This is a genomic window from Streptomyces sp. NPDC031497 (assembly GCF_055580905.1).
In genome coordinates, this window is the sequence record NZ_JBVIKO010000001.1 from 682193 (window position 1) to 706740 (window position 24548).

24 protein-coding genes are annotated in these 24548 nt (G+C 69.5%); 6 read left to right on the plus strand and 18 right to left on the minus strand.

Annotated features, from left to right (window positions below; all coding sequences use genetic code 11):
* Nucleotides 1–61 precede the first annotated feature (61 nt).
* The 6 genes from ACZ5K7_RS02945 to ACZ5K7_RS02970 form a co-directional block, all read right to left on the minus strand.
* Nucleotides 62–397, minus strand: coding sequence for a hypothetical protein (locus ACZ5K7_RS02945; protein WP_351710178.1), 336 nt, complete (start codon nt 395–397; stop codon nt 62–64).
* A gap of 123 nt (nt 398–520) precedes the next feature.
* Nucleotides 521–1948 (minus strand): cellulose binding domain-containing protein, encoded by a 1428-nt coding sequence (locus ACZ5K7_RS02950; protein ID WP_468909705.1) that lies wholly within the window; start codon nt 1946–1948, stop codon nt 521–523.
* Between the two features lie 58 nt (nt 1949–2006).
* On the minus strand, nt 2007–3539 hold the full coding sequence (locus tag ACZ5K7_RS02955; protein WP_468909707.1) for a beta-N-acetylhexosaminidase: 1533 nt from the start codon (nt 3537–3539) through the stop codon (nt 2007–2009).
* A gap of 77 nt (nt 3540–3616) precedes the next feature.
* Nucleotides 3617–4456: a carbohydrate ABC transporter permease gene (locus ACZ5K7_RS02960; RefSeq protein ID WP_468909710.1), complete on the minus strand. Its 840-nt coding sequence runs from the start codon at nt 4454–4456 to the stop codon at nt 3617–3619.
* Entirely contained in the window at nt 4453–5442 is a 990-nt protein-coding gene (locus ACZ5K7_RS02965) for a carbohydrate ABC transporter permease (RefSeq protein WP_468909713.1), read from the minus strand. Before ACZ5K7_RS02965 ends, ACZ5K7_RS02960 begins: the two co-directional genes overlap by 4 nt.
* Before the next feature lie 32 nt (nt 5443–5474).
* Complete coding sequence (locus ACZ5K7_RS02970) at nt 5475–6743, minus strand: extracellular solute-binding protein (protein ID WP_468909716.1); 1269 nt, start codon at nt 6741–6743, stop codon at nt 5475–5477.
* 260 nt (nt 6744–7003) lie between these two features.
* Here ACZ5K7_RS02970 and ACZ5K7_RS02975 point away from each other — a divergent pair, with 260 nt between their 5' ends.
* Entirely contained in the window at nt 7004–7843 is an 840-nt protein-coding gene (locus ACZ5K7_RS02975; RefSeq protein ID WP_468909719.1) for a GntR family transcriptional regulator, read from the plus strand.
* Between the two features lie 31 nt (nt 7844–7874).
* Here the strand turns inward: ACZ5K7_RS02975 and ACZ5K7_RS02980 are convergent, their stop codons facing one another.
* The 4 genes from ACZ5K7_RS02980 to ACZ5K7_RS02995 form a co-directional block, all read right to left on the minus strand.
* Nucleotides 7875–8423: an NAD(P)-binding domain-containing protein gene (locus ACZ5K7_RS02980; protein WP_351710164.1), complete on the minus strand. Its 549-nt coding sequence runs from the start codon at nt 8421–8423 to the stop codon at nt 7875–7877.
* 90 nt (nt 8424–8513) lie between these two features.
* Nucleotides 8514–9296 (minus strand): SDR family oxidoreductase, encoded by a 783-nt coding sequence (locus tag ACZ5K7_RS02985; RefSeq protein WP_468909723.1) that lies wholly within the window; start codon nt 9294–9296, stop codon nt 8514–8516.
* Between the two features lie 130 nt (nt 9297–9426).
* On the minus strand, nt 9427–10266 hold the full coding sequence (locus ACZ5K7_RS02990) for an SDR family NAD(P)-dependent oxidoreductase (protein ID WP_351710158.1): 840 nt from the start codon (nt 10264–10266) through the stop codon (nt 9427–9429).
* A gap of 128 nt (nt 10267–10394) precedes the next feature.
* Entirely contained in the window at nt 10395–11270 is an 876-nt protein-coding gene (locus ACZ5K7_RS02995; protein WP_468909726.1) for a helix-turn-helix transcriptional regulator, read from the minus strand.
* Nucleotides 11271–11507: 237 nt separating this feature from the next.
* Here ACZ5K7_RS02995 and ACZ5K7_RS03000 point away from each other — a divergent pair, with 237 nt between their 5' ends.
* A complete protein-coding gene (locus tag ACZ5K7_RS03000; RefSeq protein WP_468909729.1) occupies nt 11508–12365 on the plus strand; it encodes a helix-turn-helix transcriptional regulator in 858 nt (285 codons plus the stop codon).
* 276 nt (nt 12366–12641) lie between these two features.
* Here the strand turns inward: ACZ5K7_RS03000 and ACZ5K7_RS03005 are convergent, their stop codons facing one another.
* Entirely contained in the window at nt 12642–13034 is a 393-nt protein-coding gene (locus tag ACZ5K7_RS03005; protein ID WP_351710149.1) for a type II toxin-antitoxin system death-on-curing family toxin, read from the minus strand.
* A complete protein-coding gene (locus ACZ5K7_RS03010) occupies nt 13031–13225 on the minus strand; it encodes a ribbon-helix-helix protein, CopG family (RefSeq protein ID WP_147995503.1) in 195 nt (64 codons plus the stop codon). The genes ACZ5K7_RS03005 and ACZ5K7_RS03010 overlap by 4 nt, the downstream gene beginning before the upstream one ends.
* A 678-nt stretch (nt 13226–13903) precedes the next feature.
* Between ACZ5K7_RS03010 and ACZ5K7_RS03015 the strand changes: the two genes are divergently transcribed.
* A complete protein-coding gene (locus ACZ5K7_RS03015; protein ID WP_468909732.1) occupies nt 13904–15643 on the plus strand; it encodes a PP2C family protein-serine/threonine phosphatase in 1740 nt (579 codons plus the stop codon).
* A 342-nt stretch (nt 15644–15985) separates the two neighbouring features.
* Here the strand turns inward: ACZ5K7_RS03015 and ACZ5K7_RS03020 are convergent, their stop codons facing one another.
* Complete coding sequence (locus ACZ5K7_RS03020; protein ID WP_468909735.1) at nt 15986–16786, minus strand: hypothetical protein; 801 nt, start codon at nt 16784–16786, stop codon at nt 15986–15988.
* Nucleotides 16783–17382, minus strand: coding sequence for an ABC transporter ATP-binding protein (locus tag ACZ5K7_RS03025; protein WP_468909738.1), 600 nt, complete (start codon nt 17380–17382; stop codon nt 16783–16785). Before ACZ5K7_RS03025 ends, ACZ5K7_RS03020 begins: the two co-directional genes overlap by 4 nt.
* A gap of 328 nt (nt 17383–17710) precedes the next feature.
* On the opposite strand from ACZ5K7_RS03025, the gene ACZ5K7_RS03030 reads away from it, so the two are divergent.
* Nucleotides 17711–18940, plus strand: a complete 1230-nt coding sequence (locus ACZ5K7_RS03030; protein ID WP_351710137.1) for a flavin-containing monooxygenase — start codon at nt 17711–17713, stop codon at nt 18938–18940.
* A gap of 174 nt (nt 18941–19114) precedes the next feature.
* Here ACZ5K7_RS03030 and ACZ5K7_RS03035 read toward each other — a convergent pair whose 3' ends face one another.
* From ACZ5K7_RS03035 to ACZ5K7_RS03050, 4 genes are all read right to left on the minus strand, one after another.
* Nucleotides 19115–19963 (minus strand): RNA polymerase sigma factor SigF, encoded by an 849-nt coding sequence (locus ACZ5K7_RS03035; RefSeq protein ID WP_351710134.1) that lies wholly within the window; start codon nt 19961–19963, stop codon nt 19115–19117.
* A gap of 125 nt (nt 19964–20088) precedes the next feature.
* A complete protein-coding gene (locus tag ACZ5K7_RS03040; RefSeq protein WP_468909742.1) occupies nt 20089–21021 on the minus strand; it encodes an anti-sigma factor RsbA family regulatory protein in 933 nt (310 codons plus the stop codon).
* Nucleotides 21021–21422, minus strand: coding sequence for an STAS domain-containing protein (locus ACZ5K7_RS03045; RefSeq protein ID WP_468909745.1), 402 nt, complete (start codon nt 21420–21422; stop codon nt 21021–21023). The genes ACZ5K7_RS03040 and ACZ5K7_RS03045 overlap by 1 nt, the downstream gene beginning before the upstream one ends.
* A gap of 181 nt (nt 21423–21603) precedes the next feature.
* Complete coding sequence (locus ACZ5K7_RS03050; protein WP_351710128.1) at nt 21604–22008, minus strand: ATP-binding protein; 405 nt, start codon at nt 22006–22008, stop codon at nt 21604–21606.
* Nucleotides 22009–22276: 268 nt separating this feature from the next.
* Here ACZ5K7_RS03050 and ACZ5K7_RS03055 point away from each other — a divergent pair, with 268 nt between their 5' ends.
* Both ACZ5K7_RS03055 and ACZ5K7_RS03060 read left to right on the plus strand, forming a co-directional pair.
* Nucleotides 22277–22807, plus strand: a complete 531-nt coding sequence (locus ACZ5K7_RS03055) for a methanogen output domain 1-containing protein (protein ID WP_468909748.1) — start codon at nt 22277–22279, stop codon at nt 22805–22807.
* On the plus strand, nt 22804–24435 hold the full coding sequence (locus tag ACZ5K7_RS03060; protein ID WP_468909751.1) for a SpoIIE family protein phosphatase: 1632 nt from the start codon (nt 22804–22806) through the stop codon (nt 24433–24435). Before ACZ5K7_RS03055 ends, ACZ5K7_RS03060 begins: the two co-directional genes overlap by 4 nt.
* The last annotated feature ends 113 nt before the right edge of the window (nt 24436–24548 follow it).

The following is a 24548-nucleotide window of genomic DNA, read 5'->3' on the forward strand; positions in this document are numbered from 1 at the left end:
GCACCCGGTAGCCCGCCCATGCGTGATCCGGCAGCCCCCACGTGGTCCGCGGGCTGCCGGATCACTCCGGATGAGCCACCGCCTCCTTCTGCAGTTGCACCGCCGCGAGCAGGCTCAGCTTCGGCTCCGCCTCGCGCAGCGCCTTCACCGCCGCGACCGAGCCGACGTCCCCGGTGAAGCCGACGGCTGCCAGCCGGGAGCGGACCCAGCGGGCGCGCAGCTCGGGTTCGGTGGCGGACGCGGTGGACTCGACGAGTGCGGCGGCGCGTTCCAGCCCCGGGCGCTCCTCCGCCGAGGCCTCGGCCAGCGCCTGCCGCAAGGCCGCCGCGACCACGTCCGCGTCCCGGATGGCCAGCACGAAGGTGTTCCTCTTGCTCAGTCCCGCGATTCCTGTCACGAGGATCAGCCTGACGGTCGTGTTCCTTGTGTGCCAAGCGACTTGAGGAGTCTCAGAGGAGCAGAGCGGCCCCGCCGGCCGCGCACCCGGTTCCGGTGCGCCGAGTGCGCGGCGGCGCCGGTATCAGCTGCTGGGCACGGTGTCCTCGAACGTGGTGCCCGCGCCGCGGTACGCCGCCACCTTGGCGGCGACCTGGGCCGGTGTGAGGACCTGGTCCTTGACGTGCAGGACGTAGTCGACCTGTTCGTCGTACGCGCGCGCGGTGGAGCTGGTCAGGCCGCCGAAGTCGATCAGCCACTGGTTGAAGTTGATCGACATCGGTCGCTCCGGCAGGTACGCGGCGTCATGGGTGCCGAAGAGCTGTCCGTCGATGTAGTACTTGATGTTGTTGTTGTCGATGGTCAGCACCAGGTCGTGCCAGCCGTCGTAGCTCTGCCGGCCCTCGGTGTGCTGGTTGACCGCCACCCACGGGTCCGGCTGGTAGGTCTCCCAGGACGTCGTGTAGAGGATGTTCGACGACTCGCCCCAGCCGCCGTTGGGCAGGTACTCGAAGTCGTACTCGGAGTAGTCGTCCGCCATCGGCGCGGTGAGGTCGTTGATGGTGAAGAACGTCTGGACGAGGTGGTCGCCGTCCGGGCCGTACCTGGGCGCGTCGTCGAACTTGACCCGGGCCGCGTAGGTGCCGTTCCTGAACTTCCGCGCGTTGGTGACGACCTCGGTCTGCCTGGTGCTCTCGCCGGTGCCCGCGGTCGAGGTCTCCAGGTTCATGACGGAGTTACCGCTGGTGGTGGCGAAGGTGACGTTCTCGGGCGCCCAGGTGGCGCCGGACACACCGGGGCCGCCGGAGGCGGAGCGCACGCTCCAGCCGTGCCCCGAGATCTTCGGGTCGTTGTAGGCGCTGTAGTTGAAGTCGTCGAACAACGTGGCGCCGGTGGCCGGAGGGTCGGTCGGCGGGTCGGTGGGCGGGTCCGTCGGATCGTTGCCGGCGGGGGCCTGGCCCCACAGGGTGGTGCCGGACAGCTGCGCGGTGACCTTGGACCAGTCGCCGTACGAGGTCTGGGAGGCGCCGAAGGAATAGTCGTCGCTCTGGACCAGCGGCGCCCACGTCGACTGGTAGAAGCGCAGCTGCATGTCGCCGGTGTCGGCGCCCGGGGCGAGTGTGCCGGCACCGGAGGTGAAGCCGATCTCCAGGTAGCGGTCGGCCGTGGCGGTCGGGTTGGCGAGCGTGCCGAAGGTGCCGGTGACGTTGGCGCAGCCCTTGACGGCCCAGGAACAGGCGAAGCGGTAGGTGGCACTCGCCGAGTCGGCCTTGAAGTAGTAGCGGATCCTGACGCCGCTCAGCTGCACGCTGGTGGTACCGGTGTTCTTCACCTTGAACCAGGGTTCGGCCTGGTCGGCCGTGGCTCCGGGGGCGCTCGTACGGTACTGGACGCTCAGCCCGTCGCCGGCCGCGCTCGCGGTGGCGGGGAGTGCGGTGAGCGCGGCGGCTCCCATGGCCACCGCGACGGCGGCGGACGCGGCGGCGCGCAGCCGGTTCTTCGCGAATCTCATCGTTGTTCCTCTCCAGAAGGTGGGGTGATTCCGGAACGGGACAGGGTCTGGGGTGGTGTCAGGGGTGGTAGCGGACGCCGAGCGCGTCGAGTCGGGCCGAGTGCTCGGCGAGGCGGGACCGGAAGTCGGCCCAGTCGGTGGCGCCGCTCCAGGCGCGGTCGGCGAGTGCGCACAGCCGGGGGTAGGTGAGGTACTCGATGTGGGCGGGCGTCGTGACGAACTCGGTCCACAGCTGGGCCTGGGTGCCGAGCACCCGCCCGGCCACGTCCGGTTCGGCGTCCTCGGGCACGGGGTCGTGGGCGTGGGCGGCGCGCAGGTCGACGACGGTTCCGGGCTGGGCCGGCGGCTCGCCCGGGTCGTCGGACTGGGCGTAGTCGAGGTAGGTGGCCCGGTGGTACGCGCTGACCACGGGGTGGCCGCGGCGGGCCGCCGTCAGGGTGTGCGCCGAGTCGCGCCAGGTCATCACCGTGAAGTCGAGGGGCAGTTCGGCGCCGGTCTCGGCCCAGCCGACCGGGCGGCGGCCACGCCGGACGAGGAACTCGCCGATCTGTCCGAGGAACCAGCCGTGCAGGGCCTCGGGGTTCGGCAGTCCCTCGGCCACCGCCCGTTCGCGTGCGGCGGCACTCTGCGTCCACTCGGTGGTGGGGCACTCCTCGCCGCCGACGTGGATGTACGGCGAGGGGAAGACGTCCATCACCTCGTCGAGGACGTTGCGGCAGAAGTCGAGAACCTCGTCGTGGACACCGAGGACGGTGTCGCACACGCCCCAGCGCGTCCAGACGTCGAGGCTGCGCTCCGGTCGGTTGCCCAGTCCGGGGTAGGCGGCGAGGGCCGCGCGTACGTGTCCGGGCATCTCGATCTCGGGCATGACGGTGACGCCGCGAGCGGCCGCGTACCGGACCAGGCCGGTGAGTTCGGCCCGCGTGTACGCCCCGCCGTGCGGGATGCCGTCGAACTCGCCGCTGCCGGCCGGGCCTTTCTGCGACTCCGTGCGGTAGCCACCGATCTCGGTGAGCTTGGGCCGGGCCGTGACCGGCATGCGCCAGCCCTGGTCGTCGGTGAGGTGCAGGTGGAACACGCCGATCTTGTGCAGCGCCAGCAGGTCGACGTACCGGCGCAGATAGGAGACGGGCTGGAAGTGGCGGGCCACGTCCAGCATCGCGCCGCGCCAGGGGTGACGCGGGTGGTCGGTGATCTCGGAGCACGGCAGCAGCCACTGTGTGTCGGGCTGCGGTGTCTCCGACAGGGCCTGTGGGGGCAGCAGTTGACGGATCGTCTGGATGCCGCGCAGCAGGCCGGTGAGGTGCGCGGCGCGCAGCAGCACGGCGTCCGGGGCGATCGTGAGGACGTATCCCTCGTCGCCCAGGGTGCCGAGGGTGGAGTCGATGGCCAGCTTCACCTGCCCGCCCGGGGAGGGTCGCAGGGCCAGTCCGGTGGCGGGGGCGAGCAGGGTGCGCAGCAGCTCCGCGGCCTGTGCGGTCCCTGCGCCGATGTGCAGCGCGGTCTCGGCGTCGAGCGTGAAGTACCCCGGCCGCGGCACGGTCCTGGCGGGGCGGGGGACAAGGGTGAGGACGGATCGATGTGCGGGCATGGATCGTCTCCGGAAGCGGGGTCGCGTGGGGCTGGAGTGGGGCTGGTGTGGGGCTGGAGCGGGGGTCGTGTGGGAGGTCAGCCCTTGACCGCACCGGCCGCGAAGCCGGCGGTGACATGGCGCTGGAGCAGCAGGAACACCACGAGCGCGGGGGCGGCGAAGAGGGTCGAGGCGGCCATGGTGGCGCCCCAGTCGGTGCCGAAGACGTTCTGGAACGAGGAGAGCCAGACGGGCAGGGTGCGGTTGTCCTGCTGCTTGATGATCAGGAAGTTGGCGTACGCGAACTCGTTCCAGGCGGTGATGTAGCCGAACAGCGAGGTGGCCATCAGCCCCGGGGCAAGGAGCGGGAAGGCTATGTGCCGAAATGCGCCGAGCCGGGTGCAGCCGTCGACCTGGGCGGACTCCTCCAGCTCAGGGGGGATCGTGCCGATGAAGCCGCGCAGCACGATGACGGTGAAGGGCAGCGTCATCATGAAGTAGACGAGGGTCAGGGTCGGCAGCCGGTCGAGCATGTCGGTGTCCCGGGAGATGATGTACACCGGGATGATCAGTGACTCCCAGGGCGCCATCTGGGCGATGAAGACCATGAGCATGAACTGCCGGCGCCCCTTCCACCGCATCCGAGCGACCGCGTAGGCCGCGCCGAGCGCGATGACGAGGGCGAGCAGGACGGCGCTGAGCGTGACGAGGATGCTGTTGCGCCAGAACAGGCCGAAGCCGGCGGCGCCGACGGCGGTGCGGAAGTGGTCGAGGGTCCAGCTCTCCGGGATGATCCGGGGGTTGTCGGACTGGATGTCGCGGGTCGGGGTGAACGCGGTGGCGACCATCCAGTAGACCGGGAACAGGCAGACCGCGACCGTGAGGACGGCGGCTGCGTTCAGGGGCAGACGGCGGATGCGGGGCCGGGTGGTGCTCATGCGAGCTCGTCCTCCTGGCGGAACATCTGGCGGAAGTAGAGGACCAGTACGCCCGACATCAGCACGACGGTGAGCATGGAGGCCGCCGAGCCGAGGTCGTAGCGCTGGCGCGACAGGGCGGTCTGCACCGCGTAGACGGGCAGGATCGTGGTCGCGTCACCGGGGCCGCCGTTGGTCATCACCCAGATCTGGACGAACGCCTTGAACGTCCAGATCACTTCGAGCGACAGCACCAGCAGGAAGATCGGCCGGACGATCGGGAGGGTGATGGAGCGGAAGATCCGCGGACCCGACGCCCCGTCGAGCCGCGCCGACTCGTACAGCTCGGTGGGCACGGTGGTGAGGGCCGAGTACAGGGTGATCGCCGCGAACGGCACGGACTGCCATACGACGAGGACGACCACGATCGCGAACGCGGCCGGACCGTGCGCGAACCAGGGGTACCGGTGGAAGGACTCGAACCCCAGGTCGGTCAGGACCGCGTTGACGATGCCGAACTCCGAGTGGAACAGCCACTGGAAGACGGTGGTCGCCGCGATGACGGGCATCGCCCAGGTCAGCACGAGCGCGCTGAGTACCGCGGTCCGGCCGAACTGGCCGAGGCGCTCGACCATGAGCGCGACCAGGGTGGACAGGACCATGATCAGTACGACGTCGACCGCCATGAAGAGGAAGGTGCGGCGCACCACCTCCCAGAAGCGGTCGTCGCCCAGCAGTGTCTCGTAGTTCCGGAATCCGACGAACCGCGCGTCGCCCAGGATGAGCTGGCGCAGACCGAAGTCCTGGAGCGAGATCACCACGGCGCGGACCAGGGGATAGACGAGCAGGTAGAGCGTGCCGAGGACGGCGGGCGCGATCAGGAGGTACGGCCAGATCCCGCGGCCGGCGGCCGTCGACGGGCGGCGCCTGCCCGCGGCGCCGGACCGTCGGGGTGGCCGGGTGGTGAGTGGGGGGCGGGACGCGGTCTGCTCTCGGACTGCCGGCACGGCACTCCTCCTTCCCGTGTGTCGACGACGGTTCAGGAGCCGGAGTTCATCGCTGCGGTGATGGCCTCGGACGCCGTGGTGGCCGCCTTCCGCACATCGCCTCCGGTGAGCACGGCGGTCATGTAGTCCTTGATCGGGTTCTTGGCCTCGACCGCCGCCCAGCCGGGCGTGTTGGGCGTGGCGTGGCCCTCGGCCGCGCCGACCGCCATGGCCGCGGCGCCCGGGTCGGAGGCGACCGCGGAGGCCAGGGTGGTCTTGTTCGGGACGTAGCTCATGGCGAGTGCGAGCTTCTTCTGCCAGGTGTCGCCGGTGAGTTCCTTGATGAAGGTGTAGGCCGCGTCCTGCTTGGTGGAGGCGGTGGGGATGACGAGGTCGGAGCCGCCGGTGAAGACGGCGCCGGGGGTGGCGGCGGTCTTCCCCGGGATCGGGAAGAAGCCGAGCTTGCCCTTCAGCGCGGGGTTGTTCTGGATGACGACGTTGGCGCCACCGGGTGTCGAGACGACCTGGGCGACCTTCCCCTTGGCCATGACGTCCGCCTGTGGGGGGTTTGCCTCGTCGGCGTCCTTGGGACCCCTGCCGAGGGCCTGGAGCTTCTTGTAGAACTCCATGCCGCGGATCGCCTCGGGGGTGTCCAGGCTGCCCTTCCACTCGCCGCCGGACCGGGTGGCGAGGTCACCGCCCTCGTCCCAGACGAAGCCGGAGAGGGTGTACCAGTTCTGGCCGGGCAGGTAGATGCCCTGTGTACCACCGGTGTCGAGCTTCCCGGTGGCGGCGATCCACTGGTCGCGGGTCTTGATGGCGGTCGCGTCGATGCCCGCCTTCCTGAACAGGTCGGTGCGGTAGATGACGACGCGGTTGGCGGCGTAGTAGGGGATGCCGTACTGCTTGCCCTCGTAGGCGCCGGGCTCGGCGAGGCCCTTGAGCCAGCTCTTCCCTCCGAGGTCGTCGACCTTGTCGCTGAGGTCGAGCAGTCCCCCGCTCTGCGCGAACTGGGCGACCTGGGTGTTGCCGGTCTCGATGACGTCCGGGGCGTCGTTGCTGGCGAGGGCCGCCGTGACCTTCTCGCCGATCCCGTCCCACTCCTGGATCTGCACCTTCGCCTTGATCTCGGGGTGAGCGGCCTCGAAGCCCTTGACGAACTCGTTCTGGAACCGGGCCGAGACGCTGTCGCGCATCAGCCACACGTCGATCGTGGTGCTCTTGCCGGAGCCGTCGCCGGAGGTATCGGAGGAGCTGGTGCAGGCACTGAGCCCGGCCGTCATCAGGAGCGCGGACACACCGGCAAACAAGCGGAGCTTCACGGTTCACCTCTGGAGGACATGACCTGACCACCTGACCAGTGAAGTCCACTGGACAGCTCACCTCTTGATGTGGGGACGAAGGTGGCATAGACCAATTGAGGCGTCAACCCCCCATGCATCAACGGGCTTTGGCGCACGATCCAGTCGGATTCCGGACGATCACTGCACGGGGGCCGTTACACTTCCCGAACCAAGAGGGCGGTTACAGGCGACCACTGGTCAACTGGTCAACTGGGGTTGCGGGCAAGAGGGAGTACGACATGACGGCCGACGAACCGGGTGCGGTGCTCAAACGGGAGCGAGTGCGTGACTTCCTCCTCGACCTGGTCGAGTCACAGCGCCCGGGAGACGCGATCCCCTCGGAGCGCACCCTGTGTGCCCGTCTGGGAGTGTCCCGTCCGACCCTGCGCGCGGCGGTCGACGAACTGGTCGCCGCGGGCCTGCTGGTCCGGGAGCACGGGCGCGGCATGTTCGTCGCGCCCGAGAAGATCACCCAGGAACTCGTCTCCGGACAGCAGGCCATGACGGTGCCCCAGGCCTCCGGAACCTGGTCGAGCCGCCTGCTGGAGTTCTCCACCATCCCGGCGGGCGCGCGCGTGGGCCGCAGGCTGCGCATCTCCCCCGCGGCCGAGATCGTGTACGTGGCACGGCTGCGCCTGGTGGACGGCGCCCCGATGGCCATCGAGCACCTGCACATCAGGGCCGACCTGGTCCCCACCCTGTCCGCCGCGGAACTGGAGGCCGGCGACCTGTACGAGCATCTGCGCGAACAGCATGGCGTGCACGTCCAGGAGGCCGTACAGGCGATCGAGCCGACCGTCGTGACCCGGGCCGAGGCCGCACTGCTCGACGTGCCCGAACTGTCCCCGGCGTTGCTCTTCGAGCGGCTCACCTCGGACACCACGGGTCAGCCCGTCGAGTACGTCCACTCGATCTACCGCGGAGACCGCTACCGCATCGTCTCCCGGCTCACTCTCGGCCCCTCGGCCACGGTGCCGTCGGCCGGCGTCGGACACCATCCCGGCATCCCGCCCGGCGACTTCGCACACGGCGACACCATCACGTCCTCCACGCGCGGCGACATCCAGTCGGCACCGTGAGCCACGGGGATACGGCCTACGACCGGCGGGCCTACAGCTCTCCGGGCCGGCCGTAGCGGTAGAAGAACGGGCCGATCCGGCCGGCCAGCGCGCGCGTGAGACCGGAACTGTCCTCCAGCAGCCGGGCTCCCGGATCGAGGTCGCCGACGTACACGGGGTCGAAGCCGGCGTCGGCGATGAGCCGTGCGGTGACGTCCTTCGCGCCCGGCTCGGCCGCGTACAGGTTGCTCGGTGTCACGCGCTGCTCGCCGATCAGCTCGTACGCGGACGCGAAGACCGTGTTGAACGCCTTCGCCGTCGGACCGCCCACGACGGACTTGACCTGATGCGACAGCGACGGGAAGTCGCCGTCGCGCCCGGTGTAGAGGTTGGTCGCGTCGATGGTCACCTGGCCGTTCAGCCCGGTGACACCACGCAGCGCCTCGCCGACGAGGTGGCCGGGGACGGCCACGACGACGACATCGGCGTCCGAGGCGTCTCCTCCGTCCCGCCCCAGCGTCCTGACCTCGTGGCCTGCCGTCGCCCACAGCCGGGCCAGGCCACCGCCGACCCGCCCTCGTCCGATCACCGTGATGTTCATGTCGGGTCCTCTCGGGTCCTCGCTACGGATGGAGACGTGGCGGGGAAGAACGGCACCGGGCCGCTCTCCCCCGCCACGCCGGAACGAACGTCAGACGGCCTGGGCCGTGGGCAGGATGGTGATCTCGGTGAGGTTGACGTGGCGCGGGACGGCGGCCATGAAGGCGACGGTCTCGGCGACGTCGGCACTCTGCAGGACGTCGATGTCGTGGATGAGGTCGGCCATCAGCTTGGAGGCGTCGGGGTCGGTGACGTGGTCCGGCAGCTCGGTGTCGACCATGCCGGGCTCGATGGTGGCCACCCGGACCATCTTGGGACCCAGCTCGACGCGCAGCAGCCGGGTGAGGTGGCTGATGTACGCCTTGGTGCCGGAGTAGACGGAGAACTTCGTCAGGATGCGGGTGGCCGCGATCGACGAGGTGTTGATCAGGTCGGCGGGCCTGCCCGCGGCGGCGGATTCCGTCAGGTGCGGGACGAACGCGGCGATCACGTTCATCAGGCCGCCGATGTTGAGGTCGATCTGGCGCTGCCAGTCGTCGACCTTGAGCTCCTCGATGCCGGAGATCAGCTGGACACCGGCGTTGTTGAACACGAGGTCGGCCTTGCCGAAGCGCTCGGCGACCTGGTCGGCGGCGGCCTGGACGGCGGCGCGGTCGGTCACGTCGACGGCCAGGGCGAGCGCGGTGCCGCCGGCGGCCTCGATGTTCTTGACCACCGTGTCCAGGCGCTCCTTGCGCCGGGCCAGTACGACCACGGTCGCGCCGAGTCCGGCGAGGCGCTCGGCGGTGACGGCCCCCATGCCGCTGGAGGCGCCGGAGACGACGGCGACACGGCCGGCCAGGGGGGTACCGGTGAGCAGGGCAGCAGACATCACAAAACCTCGATCTCTTTGATCACAGGGGGAGGGAAAGGGGGAAGGCTCCGGGTGCCCGAACCGGTCGGGCGGGCCGAACACCCGGCGGAGGGTCGGCCTCAGGCGGCATCGGCGTCAGGCGGCGTCGTCGTCAGGCGGCGTCGTCGTGCGCGGTGGCCGCGGACTTCTCGCGCCACGGAGCGAGGTCGTCCTGCACCTGCTGGTACTTGACGTCGAGCCGCTCCAGCGTGTCGCGCCCCAGGTAGAGATGCGTGGGCAGCTTGTCGGCGGCGGCCACCTCGACGATGAGGGCGGCGCCCTTGACGGGGTCGCCGAGCTGCGCGTGGTTGGCCTGGTCGATCCAGTCGAGCGTCACGTGCGCGGGGGTGTCGTCGTAGTCGCTGATGCGGTTCCCGGCGACCGACAGGGAGCTGGCGTCCAGGAAGTCGGTGCGGAAGACGCCCGGCTCGACGACCATCGACTGGATTCCGAACGGCGCCATTTCGGCGGAGAGCGCTTCGCTGATGCCGGCGACGGCGAACTTCGAGGCGCTGTACAGGCTGACGCCCGGCTCGCCCTCGAAACCGGAGCGGGATCCGATGTGCACCAGCCGGCCCGAACCCTGCTTGCGCATCACGGGCAGCACGGCGCGGGTGACGTTGATGAGGCCGAAGACGTTGAGGTCGAACAGCGACCGGGCCTCCGCGTCGGAGATCTCCTCCAGCGCGCCGAGCAGGCCGCGGCCGGCGTTGTTCACCAGGACGTCGATACCGCCGAACCGCTCCACGGCGGCCTCGACCGCCTGCGGAATGCTGTCGTTGTCCGTGACGTCCAGGGCGACCGCGAAGACCTTGTCGGAACTCTTCAGATCGTCCGGTACGCGCTCCGGATTTCGTACGGCGACCACGACATTGTTACCGTCGGCCAGAGCCGCACGAGCGATTTCCGCGCCGATTCCGCGGGAGGCACCGGTGACAAACCACGTAGCCATGAGAAAAACCTCTTTCGTCGCTTTCCCCTTCGAGGGGGGATTTCTTGTTGACGTATTCGAGTCTGTCCCTCCACCACGGTGATATGAAGGCTGCGGTTTTCCTGGGAGTCCCGCACCCAGGATGGGGCTCAGCTGCCGTGCGCGGGGTTCGGCTGGTGCGGCACTTCGGGCGCACTGACGGAGCCCAGCAGGGCCAGCCCGTCGGCCGAGGGGGAGCCCGGCTCGGCCTGCAGGACGACGAGCTGCTGCCCCGGGGCGCTGCGGATGCTGAGGGCCTCGTGCCGCAGCTCCAGGTCGCCCACGACGGAGTGGTACACCTGCTTGGTCTCGTAGGGCGGGACCCGGGTGTACTCGCGTGCCCACAGGGCGCGGAACTCGCCGCTGCGCACCGACAGCTCACCGACCAGCTCCAGGATGCGGGGGTCCTCCGGGGTGCTCGCGGCGGCCTGCTGAAGGTCGGCGACCGCCCGGTGCCTGGCCCGCTCCGGGCTGCGGTAGAAGGTCTTCGCGGCGGGGTCAAGGAAGAGCATGCGCAGGACGTTGTCGTGCTGGGCGAAGTCGCGGTAGAGGGCGTCGGCCAACGCGTTGGTGGCCAGCAGGTCCTGGGCGTGGCCGATGATGAACGCCGGTGTCCTGGTCCAGCTCTCGATCAGCTGTCGCAGGTGCGGCCGGACACGCTCGACCCGGACGGGCGCCTTCGTACGGCGGGCCGCCGGCTGGGCCAGCCGGAAGAGCTCCCGCTTGTCCTCGTCCCCGAGTTGCAGCACCCGGGCCATGGCCTCGAGGACCCGGGGCGAGGGACTGAGTTCACGACCCTGCTCCAGCCGGCTGTAGTAGCTCAGGCTGACGCCCGCGAGCGTCGCGACCTCGTCGCGCCGCAGTCCGGGCACCCTTCGCCGGCCGGCGGCGGGCAGTCCCGCCGCCCTGGGGCTCAGGCGTTCTCTGCGGGCACGGAGGAACCGGCCCAGCCCTTCCACCGAGCCGGGGTGCGTGTCGTTGTCCATGTCATCGAGGCTAGGCGGAGAACACCCGGAAAAGTCCCGCCGACGGTGGGTGCATTACACCCAGGATTACGGACTCCACGAGGCAGGACGGTGCCGGACCACGGCCTGACATCTCGGTCGCCCTCCCCTCCTCGGCACTCCGGGGCGGGGAATCACCCTCTGCGACGATCACGCGACCTGATGCGATTCTGGGCGCCCGGCACTTCTCACCGGACGAAATCCATCTAGTCTTGCCGCATGAGCAATGGGACGCCTTTGGGTGATTTTCTCCGAGCCCGCAGAGAAGCCCTGAAGCCACATGACGTCGGTCTGCCCGAACACGGGCGGCGCCGGGTGCCGGGACTGCGCAGAGAGGAAGTCGCGCTGCTCGCCGGAGTCAGCTCGGACTACTACATCAGGCTGGAACAGGGGCGTGAGAACAGCCCGTCCCCGCAGGTCCTCGATGCCGTGGCGCAGGCGCTGAAACTGGACGCGGAGTCCACCGACCATCTCAACCGCCTCTGCCTCGCCGCCTCACAGCGCCCCCACGACTGGGGCGAGACGGACGTCAGCCCGCAGCTGTTGCAGCTGATGGAAGGATGGGATCACACTCCGGCCTTCGTCGTGGGGCCGGCCCTGGACATCATGGCGGGCAACTCCCTGGCCACGGCCCTCCACAGCGGTTTCGACCAGTTCGACAACCTCGCGCGCATGGTGTTCGTCGACCCGGCGGGACGCGACTTCTACCAGGAATGGGAGCGGGCCGCGCACTCCTGCGTCGCCGAGATCAGGGCCGCCTACGGCCATGACCCCGAGTCCGTCCGCATCGCCGAGGTCGTGGCGGAACTGTCCGCCCGGAGCGCGGAGTTCGCCGCGCTCTGGCAGCTGCACGACGTGAAGGGCAAGTCCCAGGAGGGCAAGCACCTCAAACACCCTCAGGTCGGGGACCTGCACATCAGGTTCGCGGCTTTCACGGTCAACGGGGCCCCGCACCAGCAGCTGGTGGTCTACCAGGCCGAACCGGCGAGCCCGACGGCGACCGCCTTCGAGACCCTGAGGGCCATGGCCACCCGGCCGAAGCAGGCCCGGACCGAAGCGGTGGACGCGAGCACCTGAGCTCCGGTGCGGGCTGGTACCGGCCCGCCGTCGGCAGGTCGGACGCGGTTTCCAGGGCGGAAACCGGACCCCAGGGACGACCGGCGGCATCCCGGGCCTGTGGAATCCGGCACGCCCGCCGCGCTGACCCGCCTCGCACGGCGGGGGGACATTCGCGCGCGAAGGGCACGGACGGCCCGTGTTCCGTGGCCGCAGGGAAAAGAGGGGCGGGGTCGGGAAGCCGACCGCTCAACCTCCCTTGACCGCCACCTCAGGCGGGAAGGCGCTCCTCGGACGTCAGGAAACGGGGAACCAGACCGACAGGCGCTTGGCGATGGTCGGTACATCGATGTTGTCCTGCGCGACTTCCTCGACGAACGGGCCGGCAACGGAGACGGGTGGCGGGGCGGTAGTGGCGCTGACGCCGTTGAACCGCAGGAAGACGCGCATGGCAAGCCAGGCGGTGCGTTTGTTGCCGTCGATCAGCGCGTGATTGCGGGCAACGGAGTGCAGCAGTGCCGCCGCCTTCTCGTGCAGCGTGGGATACAGCTCGGCTCCGAACACGTTCGTCCGTGGCCGTTCGATCGCCGACACCAGAAGTCCCATGTCACGCACGCTGTGCTCGGTACCGTTGACCGTGCGCGCGATGGCCAGGATCTCGTCGATCTGGATGTGGCGCACTCCGGTCACTTCAGGTAGTCCAGGATCTCCGCATCGCTGTCCATGAGCTCGGCCAGGACGTCATCGACCTTCAGCTCGGCCCGATTCTGGGCGTCGCGGATGGCCTCAATGGCAAGTTCCTGCTTGCTGCGGCGCTCCCGACGAGCACGCTCGGTGAGCTTCGCGTCAAGGTCGTCGGGGAGTCGGAGTGTCATCGCCATACAGCGATGATACCGGACTGGTATCTAGGTGGCGAGGTGATACCAGGCACTCAAGATCCCGGACCACAGCGCGGTCCTTTGTGACCCGGTCGGGCCGCCCACTCCGTTCCAAGGTGCGTGGGACCGAGGTAGCAGCGCCCGCGCCGCCGCTGAGGAGGTGCAACAGGACGCCTGAGCCGGAGTCCGTGCCGTGCCGACGGCCCGGGCCGCAGAGATCCGTGAGGACCTCCGATTTCGAGCATGATCGGAGCGGCAAAATTCTGCATTCCGCATCGCCACGTCGTCCGCGAGACCCGCGTCAGCGATTGAAACTGCAGCTCAATCGACCACCTGGAATGCAAAGCAGCAGGCCAGACGCACTTCTCGGCCGGCTCCAGAATCGCCACGCACTCCACATGATGCGTCATCAAAAAGAGGCCGTCCCAGACGAGTCACGAAGAACACCAGCTCAGGGACCGTTTTCCGGCTCATTGCTCCGCGTGCGTGCGCCGAGAGCGTCAAGACCAACAGTCCATTCCTCCTGATCACTCGCGACCGGCATTCGGGACTTCAAGGACAGCTTCTTCCTGCACCACCAGGATGTGCTCGAGCAGTCACCGCAGGAAAGGCGAGCCTTCGATGCATGCCGGAATCCGGTTGGGGTACTCGACTCGATTCGGACTTGAACAGAGGAGAAACATGGACGACGTCGCCGCTCCCGGCAGGGAAATTGTTCCCCTGTCCGGGCATCAGGCGCGTTCTGGCGCCCTGCTCGACGTAACGCTGGAAAACCTGCGGGCGTCCGCCATCGTGGTCGATGACGATGGCCTCATCGTCGCGGTCAACGGCGCGGCCCAAAGCCTGCTGGGCAGAGCAGCCTCAGAACTCGTCGGTCAGGACTTCCACGACCTGCTGCACCGGGACAGATACGGGCACTCGGTGCCGCGCACGCGCTGCCGGATAAGGAAGGCCATCCTCACGGGGGACACCAGACACGGTGACGCCGAGTGGTTCGCCTGCGGGGACGGCACTCTCCTCCAGTTGTCCTGGCTGGTCACGCCCTACTCACCCGTTCCGGGCGGGACAGGTGCGCTGGCGATGCTGTACGAGCCGAAGCCAGGGGACGTGCGCCACACCGACGGCGGGCACTCCGCGCCGCTGACGGAACTGGACCGCCTGTCCCTGCTGGCGGAGACGACCACGCAGCTCACATCCACCCTGGACGCGGACGAGGCGCTGCGCCGACTGGCGGCCCTGACCGTGCCCCGGCTCGCGGACTGGGCCGTGTTCGACCTGCTCACCGAACGTGACGAAGTGCGACGCGTTCTCGTGATGGAGCACAAGGACGGCATTCTCGTCGAGCGGGACGACCTGCAGGGCCCGATGCCTCCCGTGCCGGCAGAGTCACCGATGCCCCTGTCACGGGCCCTGCGCGGCGCCGCCTCCTCCCTCGCCGGCCCCGCCACCTACCAAGGTCCGCCCGACTCCGGCATAGCGGTCGAGCAGCAGCGTCTGTTCACCGCGACAGGTATGCACTCCGCCGTCATCGCGCCCATTCGCGGACTGCGGGACGTACTCGGCGCCCTGACCCTGGGCCGCGCCCAGCGTCATGACGCCTTCACCCCTGCCGACCTGCCGCTGCTGGAGGACCTCACCCGCCGGGCGGGCCTGGCGCTGGACAACGCGCGCCTTTACCAGCGCCAGCGCAAAGTCGCCGAGACCATGCAACGCCACCTGCTGCCCCAGCTGCCCGTCCTGCCCGGGCTGGAGATGGCCGCGCGCTACGTACCCGCTCCGGACGCCTCATCCGTGGGCGGTGACTGGTACGACGCCTTCGCTCTGGCCGCCCACGCCCACGCACTGGCCATCGGCGACGTCGTCGGACACGATCTCGACGCCGCAGCCGGCATGGCGCAGGTCCGCAACATGCTGCGCGCCTTCGCCTGGTCCCACCCCGAGGCCGCACCCAGCGCCGTCGTCACACGGCTCGACGATGCCGTGATGCACATAGCCGAGGTACCCATGGCCACCATGATCCTCGCCAGGCTCACCCTCGGGAATGACACACTGTGGCGCCTACGCTGGACGAACGCCGGCCACCCGCCGCCCCTGCTCATCACCCACGACGGTCAGACCCGCTACCTCGACGAGGCGCACGGCATACTCCTCGGAACCGGAGTCACCAGACCTCGCCCCGACGCCGTCACCGTCCTGCCACCCCAGGCCACGCTCCTGCTCTACACCGACGGACTGGTCGAATCCCCGCACCACTCCATCGATCACGGGCTTGACCGGCTGCGCCGACACGCGGCCTCCCTCGCCCACCGCCCCCTCGACTCCTTCTGCGACTTGCTGCTGGACCAGGTCCGCCCCAGCGACAACGATGACGACGTCGCCATGATCGCGCTGCGCACACCCCCTCTCGTAGGGCCCGCCTGACCCGCGCGTGAGTCAGATCGAGTGGGCGGAACGGGAGCCTGTCGAAGCTCCCGAGCCGGTGGGCTGAGGCTTCGAACGCCTCCCTCCGCCGCGCGAGAACTTCGCGCTGTGCGAGCCCCGCACTGCCCCGCCGGTGAGCGGGGCCGGAACGCGGTGTCCGCGTGCCCGGTTCGCCGCGGAGGACGGGCATCGTGGGCATGCAGGTCGGGGGCGGCCAGGAGGAGCTGTGTGGTGAAGGCGTACGGCAGGTCCTGCGGTGCTCGCGGTATCGGCGTCACGGTGCCCAGGTCGGCTCCGGCGTATGGTCATCACCTTCGACGGCGGACTCGGCACAGCACGACATCACCGTGATCGCTCTGTCTGGACTCTCGTTCTGCGGGACCACGGGGGGCGGGAAGGGCGGTGCGTGTGGAGGACGAGCAGCGCCAGGGCACCGGTCGCTGCGGACCAGGTGAGGGAGAGCAGGCCGTGGGACCAGGGGATGTGCGGGGTGAGGGCTGAGCTCAGCGCCAGCTGGTTCACGCCGTACAGAGGAAGCGCGGACACGCCCGCCACGTCCATGAGCGTGTTGAAGACGGGATTCTGCAGGCCGGTGTCGACCAGGCTGAGCATGATGATGAGGAAGAAGCCCTCCAGCTCGCCGCGGACCAGGGAGCCGAGCAGAAGACCGATGCCGCCGTAGGCAAGGCCGGCGCCCGCAAGGGCCAGCGCCAGGGGTGCTGTGTGGCGTACGGGCAGGGAGATCCACAGCAGGATCGTGGTGTAGAAGGCCAGCAGGGCGGCGGTGAGGGCGACGGCGGCAAGTTTGGCCAGCAGTATCGGCAGCCGGGGGTAGCCGGCCAGCAGCAGACGACGGTCCGTCTCCCGCGATTGGAAGGTCTCGGTGAAGGCGATGAAGCCGGCGACCATGGTGATGGCGCCCAGCGCGCTGGCCACCTGGCCGGCCTGGCTGGCCGGGGCGGAGACGGGCGTGCTGATGGCGTCCAGCCGGATGCGCACCACTTGGCCGGAGGTGCACAGGCGTGCCACGGCGATCCAGACCGGGATGAACGCGACCGCCAGAACCAGGGCCAGCCGGTTGCGCAGGTGGCCCAGCAGAGTGCAGCGCAGCAGTTCGGTGAATGCCGTCCAGGAGAGCCTCATCGGTCGGTCTCCTCGAAGTGCAGACGCCCCTGGCGCAGGTGAGCGATCGCGTCGAAGTGGTGCAGGTCGTGCAGCAGGTGAGAGACCACGATGATCGACCGGCCCTGATCACGCAGGTCGGCGGCCAGGGTCCAGAACCGCTGATGGGTGTCCCAGTCGAAGCCCTGGTAGGGCTCGTCCAGGACCAGCAACTGCGGATCGTGCATGAGAGCGATCAGCAGGTTCAGCTTCTGTCGCGTTCCGCCGCTGAGTTCGCCGGCCTGCTGTCGCCGGCAGCCGGTCAGCGCCAGCTGCTCCATCAGCTCGTCGGCGCGCTCCAGTGTCGGCAGCCGGTAGGCCATCTGGAACAACCGCAGATGCTGTCCGACGGTGAACGCGTCGTTCAGTACCGCCCGTTGCGGGCAGTACCCCACCGTCCCGGTCCGTGTCACCGTTCCGCGGTCCGGTGCGACGTGTCCCACGGCGATCTTCAGCAGAGTACTCTTCCCCGCCCCGTTCTCGCCGACGACTCCCACCAGCGTCCCGGCAGACACATCAAGATCCACCTCGCGCAGGACCTGCCTGCCGCCGTACCCCTTGCAGACTCCGCTGATCATCAGCCGTGGCCGGTGTGACCGGTGGCGCGTCGTCACTGCCTGCACATGAGCCCCTCGAAGGATCGGACAGGTGGAGCGAGCCGACCCGCAGGAAAGGCCCGCCACGGAGTCCGGGGCCGCGCAGGCTCATGTCCCCTGGCTTGCCAGGCTCATGACCGCTCAGCCGCGTCCTGCCCGGACGGCCCGGCCCTGGGGCGGACCGATCCCCCGCAAGGTCTACTGCCCGGTGTCCAACGACTCCGTACCGCCGGTGTAACGGCGGTCACCCGCTGTTCCACACCCGTCAGTTGGGCGTGACGTGCGCCTCGGTCTGCCGTTGTAGGAGGCGATGCCCACGACACCACAGCGAGACCTCAGCGCTCCCACGATCGTGATCGGAGCCGGCCCCCACGGCCTGGCGGCCGCCGCGCTACTGAACCGCTCCGGAGAGCCGGCCGTGATCATGGAACGGTCGGACCGCGTGGGAGCGAGCTGGGCGCAGCGCTATGACCACCTGCGCCTGCACACCACTCCCAGCACGTCGAAACTCCCCGGCCTGTCGGTGCCGCGCCAGGCGGGCCGGTGGGTGAGCCGGGACGACTACGTGCGCTACCTGGAGGGTTACGTCGTCCATCATCGGCTCGACGTCCGGGTGGCCACCCCGGTGCAGCGCATCGAGCGGGCCGAGCCAGGTTCGAAAGCACAGTGGCTGGTCCATACCCCGGACGGTCCGGTGCCCACCGGCGCGGTCGTGGTGGCCACCGGCCGCTGCCACACCCCGAGCATCCCCGACTGGCCCGGGCGTTCGACCTTCACCGGCGCGCTGCTGCACTCGGCCCACTACCGCTCTCCGGCCCCCTACCGCGGGCAGCACGTCCTGGTGGTCGGCGCCGGTAACAGCGGTACAGAGATCGCGAGCGTCCTGGCCGGAGCCGGAGCCGAACGGGTACGGATCGCGGTCCGTACCCCACCCAACATCCTGCCCCGCTCCAGCGCCCGATGGCATGCGGCCGGCCGGCTGACGGAGGCCCTCCCGCTCGCATGGCGCGACCGCACCTCCCTGCTCACGCAACGTCTCGCGGTGCCCGACCTGACCTCACGGGGACTGCCGCGGCCCCGCACGGGCCTGTACACCCGCAATGCCCGCGAAGGGGTCAACCCGGTGCTCGACCACGGCTTCGTGGACGCCGTCCGGTCCGGGCAGGTCGAGCCGGTCTCGGCCGTCCAGGCGTTCGACGGTCCCGACGTGTTACTGGCCGACGGCACCCGCCTGCGGCCCGACACGGTCATCGCCGCCACCGGGTACCGGCCCAACCTGCACGACCTGGTCGGGTCCCTGGGCGTACTCGACGATGACGGGCAACCCCTCGCCGTAGGGGCACAGACCCATCCCGAAGCCTCACGTCTCTACTTCGCCGGATACACCAATCCCCTCACGGGTGTCCTTCGACAGGCAGGCATCGAGGCGCGCGCCATCGCCCACGCGTTCCGCCGCGAGAAGGCGCGGGCAACCCATTTCACCCCCCAGCTCGGCGACCGCACGGCTGACGCACTCGGCAAAGGGCACGCTCCGAGCTGACGGAGCTTCGGAAGCCTGGCCCTTCAGCGGCTTGCCCCCAGAGTCATCCACATGTCGTCCGCCGCCTTCATCGACCGACGCCTGCCGCCCACCTCGACGGCAGCGCGGTCGCCCGGTTCTGGACGGCATCCGCCGACGGACCTTGCGGACCTGGCATCGCGTTGCCGGTGGGCCTCAGCGGTGGGTGAGCATGCCTTCACGCAGGCGACTCAGGGTCCGTGCCAGGAGTCGGGAGACGTGCATCTGGGACACGCCCAGGTGTTCGCCGATCTGGGCCTGGGTGAGTTCTTCCACGAACCGCATATGGATGATCTGCCGGTCCCGCTCATCGAGTTCGGCGAGCAGCGGGGCCAGGGTGTGGAAGTCTTCCACCAGTTCCAGCGCCTGGTCTTCGGCACCGATGAAGTCCTGCAGGGCGCTCTCGCCGTCTTCGCTCCCGCCGATCGCGGCGTCCAGGGAGGAGGAGTTGTAGCCGTTGGCGGCCAGACGAGCCTCCCGCACCTCTTCCTCGGACAGGCTCATCAGCTCCGACAGCTCCTGGACCGTGGGCGTGCGGCCGAGCCGGCTCCGCAGTTCCTCGGTGGCGCGGGCGAGTTCGACGCGGGCTTCCTGCAGCCGGCGCGGCACGTGCACGGCCCAGGTGGTGTCGCGGAAGAACCGCTTGATCTCGCCCACGATGTAGGGGATCGCGAACGAGGTGAACTCCACTTCGCGCGTCAGCTCGAACCGGTCGATGGCCTTGATCAGGCCGATCATGCCGACCTGGACGATGTCCTCCATCTCCTCCGCGCCGCGGCTGCGGAAACGGCCGGCCGCGTATCGGACCAGGGACATGTTCATCTCGATCAGCGTTCCGCGGGCGTAGCTGTACTCGGGGGTGCCCTCTTCCAGGACCGTCAGCTGTTCGAAGAAGAGCCGGGAGAGCTGGCGAGCGTCCTTGGGCGCCACCCGGGAGGGGTCGGCGACCTCCGGCAGCTCGCTCGTTCGTGCGTCCTGTGCCGCCGGAATGCTCATGACTGCCATGCTGTGCCCTCCCAAAGTTCGAGCCGACCGCTACCGCCTGCAAAGCGGCCGACGGCGCCGCGTCTACCCCGTACTCCCGTACCCATACCTGTGCTGTGTTGAGCGGGCCCGCCACCTGGCCGTGGTCAGCTGGGGAGGTAACAGCGAATGGTGGTGCCGTCGGGGCCGGTGTGGACGCGGACGAGGTCGGCGAGTTGGTGGACGAGCAGGAGTCCACGGCCGCCGGGCTGCGTGGGATTCGGCGGGCGGCGGCCGGCCAGGGGATCGGTCAGCTGTCCGCCGTCGTGGACCTCGCAGACGATCCGGCCGCTCTCGGCCCAGATCCGCAGTGTCCCCGAACCGGCGCCGTGGATGACGCTGTTGGTGGTCAGCTCCGCCACCGCGAGTTCCAGATCTCCCAGGCTCACGCCGGACACGCCCAGGGACCGCGCCTGGGACACGGCGAAGTCGCGGGTGTCGGGCAGTGTCTGGGCGGCGAACGGGCGGACCGCGGCTGCGAGGGGGGCGAGCAGTGGCTCGTTGTAGCGGGCGATGATCTGCTCGGGGCCATAGGCGGTGGATTGCGTCTGGCCATCGGCATCGATGACGACCGGGTGGGTCGCCAGGGCGTCGCTGAGGACCTGCTTGTCCAGCTGCCCGGCGTCGTAGGGGCACAGGATGGTCACCGCGCGCCCGGTGAAAGCGGTGTTGATCAGCGCCTCGTGCTGGACGCACGCCGGGTACTCGACGGCGGAACGACCCTGCCAGATCGGCTCGCCGATGATGCGGACCCGGCGGGCGCTCGGCTGGGCGTCGGCGAACTTGCGCAGCACGCTGGGGATGATGCGGCCGGGGTTGCGGCCGGCCTGGGTCATGTCGATGAAGCGCACCTCCGCTGCTCGCTCCCCCAGCCCCTCGCGGATCAGCTCCAGGCGATCCGGCGGAGCGGCGACGGCTGCGGGCTCACCGGCGTCCAGCCCTTCCCGCAAAAAGGGAACCGTGCCCTCGATGTACTGGTCCGTGCCGCGGTAGAAGAGAGCCGGGTGAACGAACGGCTCGTGCGAGGTGGCTGTGCTCATCACGCGGCCACCTCGATCGCGGCGATATCGGGCCAGAATTGCTCGAGGATGCGTGGCAACTGCGGCGGTGGTCGGTGAAGCACGATCCGCTGCCCCTCGGGGAGACGCTGGGCGGTGACCGCCAGGTCCGTCACACCGGCCACATCCACGAACCTCACCCGGGACAGATCCACGTGCAGCACATCCGTGCGACGCTCGACCAGCTGATTCAGCGCCTGCTGCCATACGGACCGTGTGTTCATGCTGATCTCCCCTATCGCCCCCAGCCCCGAACTGTCAGGCAACGGATCGATCTGCAGTACCGCACCACGTGGCGGCACGGCGGGGCGCCCGCCCACGCCAGGTACGACATCCACGCTCTTGCCCCCAGTTCCCCGGGCTCGGCCGCACGGCGGCTCCACCGATCACTTTGTACGATACTCGGTCAGACATCACGGACGCCCAGTCCGGCCGGGCGTGGGAATCGGGCCGGGCCTGGCCTGCGCGGGTCCCGGTGAGGCGAGCTGACGGAACTCATGCGACCGAGTGGGTGTCCTCCCGTAGTGGCGCCCATGCTGACTCCCGCTCAGGGGGAGGGCGAGCTCAGGGAGCGAGGCTGATTTCGGCCCAGACCGTTTTGCCGGGGTGGCGCGGGGTGACGCCCCAGCGGTACGCGAGCCGTTCGAGGAGCTGCATGCCGAAGCCGCCGGGCTCGGTGTTCTTGGTGACACGCATGCGCGGCCGGCGGTCGCTGTAGTCGCTGACCGCGATGCGTAGCAGCCGGCCGTTCCAGGTGAGTCTGATCAGGGGTGGGCCGGCGCCGTGGCGGATGGCGTTGGTGATCATTTCCGAGACGAGCAGTTCGGCGGTCTGGGTCATCCGGTGCTGGTGCGGCGGACCGCCGAAACCTTCCACGCAGTCGCGGACCCAGTGCCGGGCGGCCGCGATGCTCGCCGTGACAGCGGGGAAACGCGACTCGCAGGATGGGATGGTCGATTCGACGTTCACGAGGTTCCTCCAACCTGGGTGGCGGCCCTGCTCTGCCGCCGGCTGGCGCTGCGTACAGCCGGTCGCAGTCGTCTGTCGGGTTACCCCTGACCGCCTGGTGAACCATCTGTGTCCGTCGGATGACGGGCCGATCCTGTGAAGGGTTGATCGCCGCTGTCGACGGGACTGGTGGTGGCGGGCTGGAGGGCGCTGGCAGAATCATCCCGTCACACGACATGAGGCCACGCCGGTCGCTCCGCCGCCGGGGCCCGAGGGCGAGGAAGCGGGCATGGAACAGGTTTCGGATGTGGAGATTCCCCTGGACCGTGACGTGTTCCTGCGGACTTTGGTGCGTGAGCCGGCGACGTCGCCGGAGTCGGTGATCGGCCTGGAGGAGGCGTCCGGCCACGTCAGCCTCGTGGGGCAGGCCGTCGGCACGCAGATCGACGAGATGTACCTCAAGGCACTGGGAACCGACCGGCTCACGGGTGAGCAGGTCGCCGAGGCGCTGGTGGACCTCGAGCGCCGCATCAACGGTGACTTCTACGTCATCGAGCACGACGAGACGAAGATCGTGCTGGGCAACCGGGTGTGCCCGTTCGCTGAGAAGGTGGTGGACCGGGAGTCGATGTGCATGATGACGTCCAACGTCTTCGGCACCAAGGCCGCCCGCAATCTGGGCTGTGCGAGGGTGGAGCCGGGGGAGACCATCGCCCGCGGCGACGCCGGCTGCCGGGTGGCGGTGCACCTGGTCCCCGACGTGGACGTCGAGACGGTGAGCGGCCGTGAGTACTTCGGCGACCGGGCTGTGGCTCCATGACCCTCGGCCTCTTCAGGGCCATCACCAGACCGCTGCCCCATCCGGTGCTGCTGTGCGGGGCCGACGGCCGCGTGCTGGCCGCCAACCCGGCTGCCGGCCGCTGTGACGACCGGCTGCGCCCGGGCGCCAGCGTGTTCGATCTACGGCCCGACGACACCCCGCTGCTGCGTCAGCAGCTGGCCGGGTGGCTGCGCAGCGGCAGTCCCGTGCCCGGCGCGCTGGTCCTCAAGGACGCCGACGGCCGCACGCGGCGCTTCCTCTGTCACGGGGCTCGGGCCGCCTGGTGGGACGGCCCGCAGCCGGCCGTTCAGCTGCATCTCGTCGAGGCCGGGACGTCCGACCGGTTCGTCATGCTCAGCCAGCAGGTGGAGGCGCTGAACCGGGAGGTGGCCTTCCGCCGAGCCACCGAAGTGGACCGGGCGCGGCTGCTGGCCGCCGAACAGACCGCCCGGGCCCAGTTGCAGCACCTGTACGACCTGACCGCCGCCCTGGCCGCCGCGATCACCCTCGCGGAGGTCTCCCGCGCCGTCAGCGAGGCGGCGCCGGCCGCCCTGGGGGCCACCGCGGCGGAGCTCTATCTGCACTCGGCACGGCTGGTACCGCCCTTGCAGCCGGAGGACAACGGCCTTCCGGCCGGCGCGGGCGGCTGGACCGACCTGGACCGGCCGTCTTCCTCGGACCGCCCGCTCGCTCGTGAAGCCGCGGACGCGGTTCCCTTTGCCCTGTCGCTGGAGGCGGACGGCGTCCACCTGGGCATGCTGATCGTCTACGGCTCAGACAGCTCCACCGCTCCCGAGCATGTGACGGCTGTGGCCCAACAGATCGCCCAGGCCCTGCGCCGAGCGGGCCTTCACGAACACGAGCACCGGGTCGCCGAACGCCTGCAGCTCAACCTGCTGCCCCGGCTGCCACAGCTTCCCGGCCTGGAGACGGCCACCTGCTACGCCCCGGGCAGTGACCTGCTGTCGGTCGGCGGCGACTGGTACGACGTCTACGACGTGGACGCCGATCACATCGGCCTGAGCATCGGCGACGTCGCCGGCCACGGACTGCACGAAGCGACCGTCATGGCACAGATCACCGCCGCCCTGCGCAACATCGTGCCGCGCTGCGGCACCGACCCCGCCGCCGTCCTCGACGAAGTCAACACCTTCCTCGGCCGCTACCACCCGGAGCAGATGGCCACCGCCTGCTATCTGGTCTTCGAGCGCCGAACCCGCACCCTGACCTACGCCACCGCCGGCCACCCGCCGCCGCTGCTCATCCACGCCGACGGCTCCAGCACCTACCTCAACCACGCCACCTCCCCGCCCCTCGGCCCAGTCCGGGGCATCCGCTACCGGCAGGCCGACACCACCGTGACCGAGAACGACACGCTGCTGCTGTACACCGACGGGCTGATCGAGCGCCGCCGCGAAGACCTCGCCGTAGGAATGCAACGGCTGACCGAGTTGGCCCGCACCACCAGCGACCTGGACATCACCGAACTGTGCGACCGCTTCCTGCACCACCAGCCCGAAGCGGCGTTTCCCGACGACCGGGCCCTGCTCGCCGTCCGCTTCTCCCACCGGCCTGGCCGCCCCTCCACCCGGCGACAGCAGGGCGCAGGGGCGCCGAGGACGGCGTGAGCCCTTGCCCTCGGCAGGTCTCCCCTGAACCAGGACACGTGCCACGTCGCGCATTCCTGAAAACCGGTCGGCCTGCCCCGCACGCAACCAACAGCGTCAAAAGAGCGTCGGGA

Coding starts and splice junctions, on each gene's coding strand:
- ACZ5K7_RS02950 (WP_468909705.1), bottom strand. CDS start 1,948: ATGAGATTCGCGAAGAACCGGCTGCGCGCCGCCGCGTCCGCCGCCGTC.
- ACZ5K7_RS02955 (WP_468909707.1), bottom strand. CDS start 3,539: ATGCCCGCACATCGATCCGTCCTCACCCTTGTCCCCCGCCCCGCCAGG.
- ACZ5K7_RS02960 (WP_468909710.1), bottom strand. CDS start 4,456: ATGAGCACCACCCGGCCCCGCATCCGCCGTCTGCCCCTGAACGCAGCC.
- ACZ5K7_RS02975 (WP_468909719.1), top strand. CDS start 7,004: ATGACGGCCGACGAACCGGGTGCGGTGCTCAAACGGGAGCGAGTGCGT.
- ACZ5K7_RS02980 (WP_351710164.1), bottom strand. CDS start 8,423: ATGAACATCACGGTGATCGGACGAGGGCGGGTCGGCGGTGGCCTGGCC.
- ACZ5K7_RS02990 (WP_351710158.1), bottom strand. CDS start 10,266: ATGGCTACGTGGTTTGTCACCGGTGCCTCCCGCGGAATCGGCGCGGAA.
- ACZ5K7_RS02995 (WP_468909726.1), bottom strand. CDS start 11,270: ATGGACAACGACACGCACCCCGGCTCGGTGGAAGGGCTGGGCCGGTTC.
- ACZ5K7_RS03000 (WP_468909729.1), top strand. CDS start 11,508: ATGAGCAATGGGACGCCTTTGGGTGATTTTCTCCGAGCCCGCAGAGAA.
- ACZ5K7_RS03010 (WP_147995503.1), bottom strand. CDS start 13,225: ATGGCGATGACACTCCGACTCCCCGACGACCTTGACGCGAAGCTCACC.
- ACZ5K7_RS03015 (WP_468909732.1), top strand. CDS start 13,904: ATGGACGACGTCGCCGCTCCCGGCAGGGAAATTGTTCCCCTGTCCGGG.
- ACZ5K7_RS03020 (WP_468909735.1), bottom strand. CDS start 16,786: ATGAGGCTCTCCTGGACGGCATTCACCGAACTGCTGCGCTGCACTCTG.
- ACZ5K7_RS03025 (WP_468909738.1), bottom strand. CDS start 17,382: ATGATCAGCGGAGTCTGCAAGGGGTACGGCGGCAGGCAGGTCCTGCGC.
- ACZ5K7_RS03030 (WP_351710137.1), top strand. CDS start 17,711: ATGCCCACGACACCACAGCGAGACCTCAGCGCTCCCACGATCGTGATC.
- ACZ5K7_RS03035 (WP_351710134.1), bottom strand. CDS start 19,963: ATGGCAGTCATGAGCATTCCGGCGGCACAGGACGCACGAACGAGCGAG.
- ACZ5K7_RS03040 (WP_468909742.1), bottom strand. CDS start 21,021: ATGAGCACAGCCACCTCGCACGAGCCGTTCGTTCACCCGGCTCTCTTC.
- ACZ5K7_RS03055 (WP_468909748.1), top strand. CDS start 22,277: ATGGAACAGGTTTCGGATGTGGAGATTCCCCTGGACCGTGACGTGTTC.
- ACZ5K7_RS03060 (WP_468909751.1), top strand. CDS start 22,804: ATGACCCTCGGCCTCTTCAGGGCCATCACCAGACCGCTGCCCCATCCG.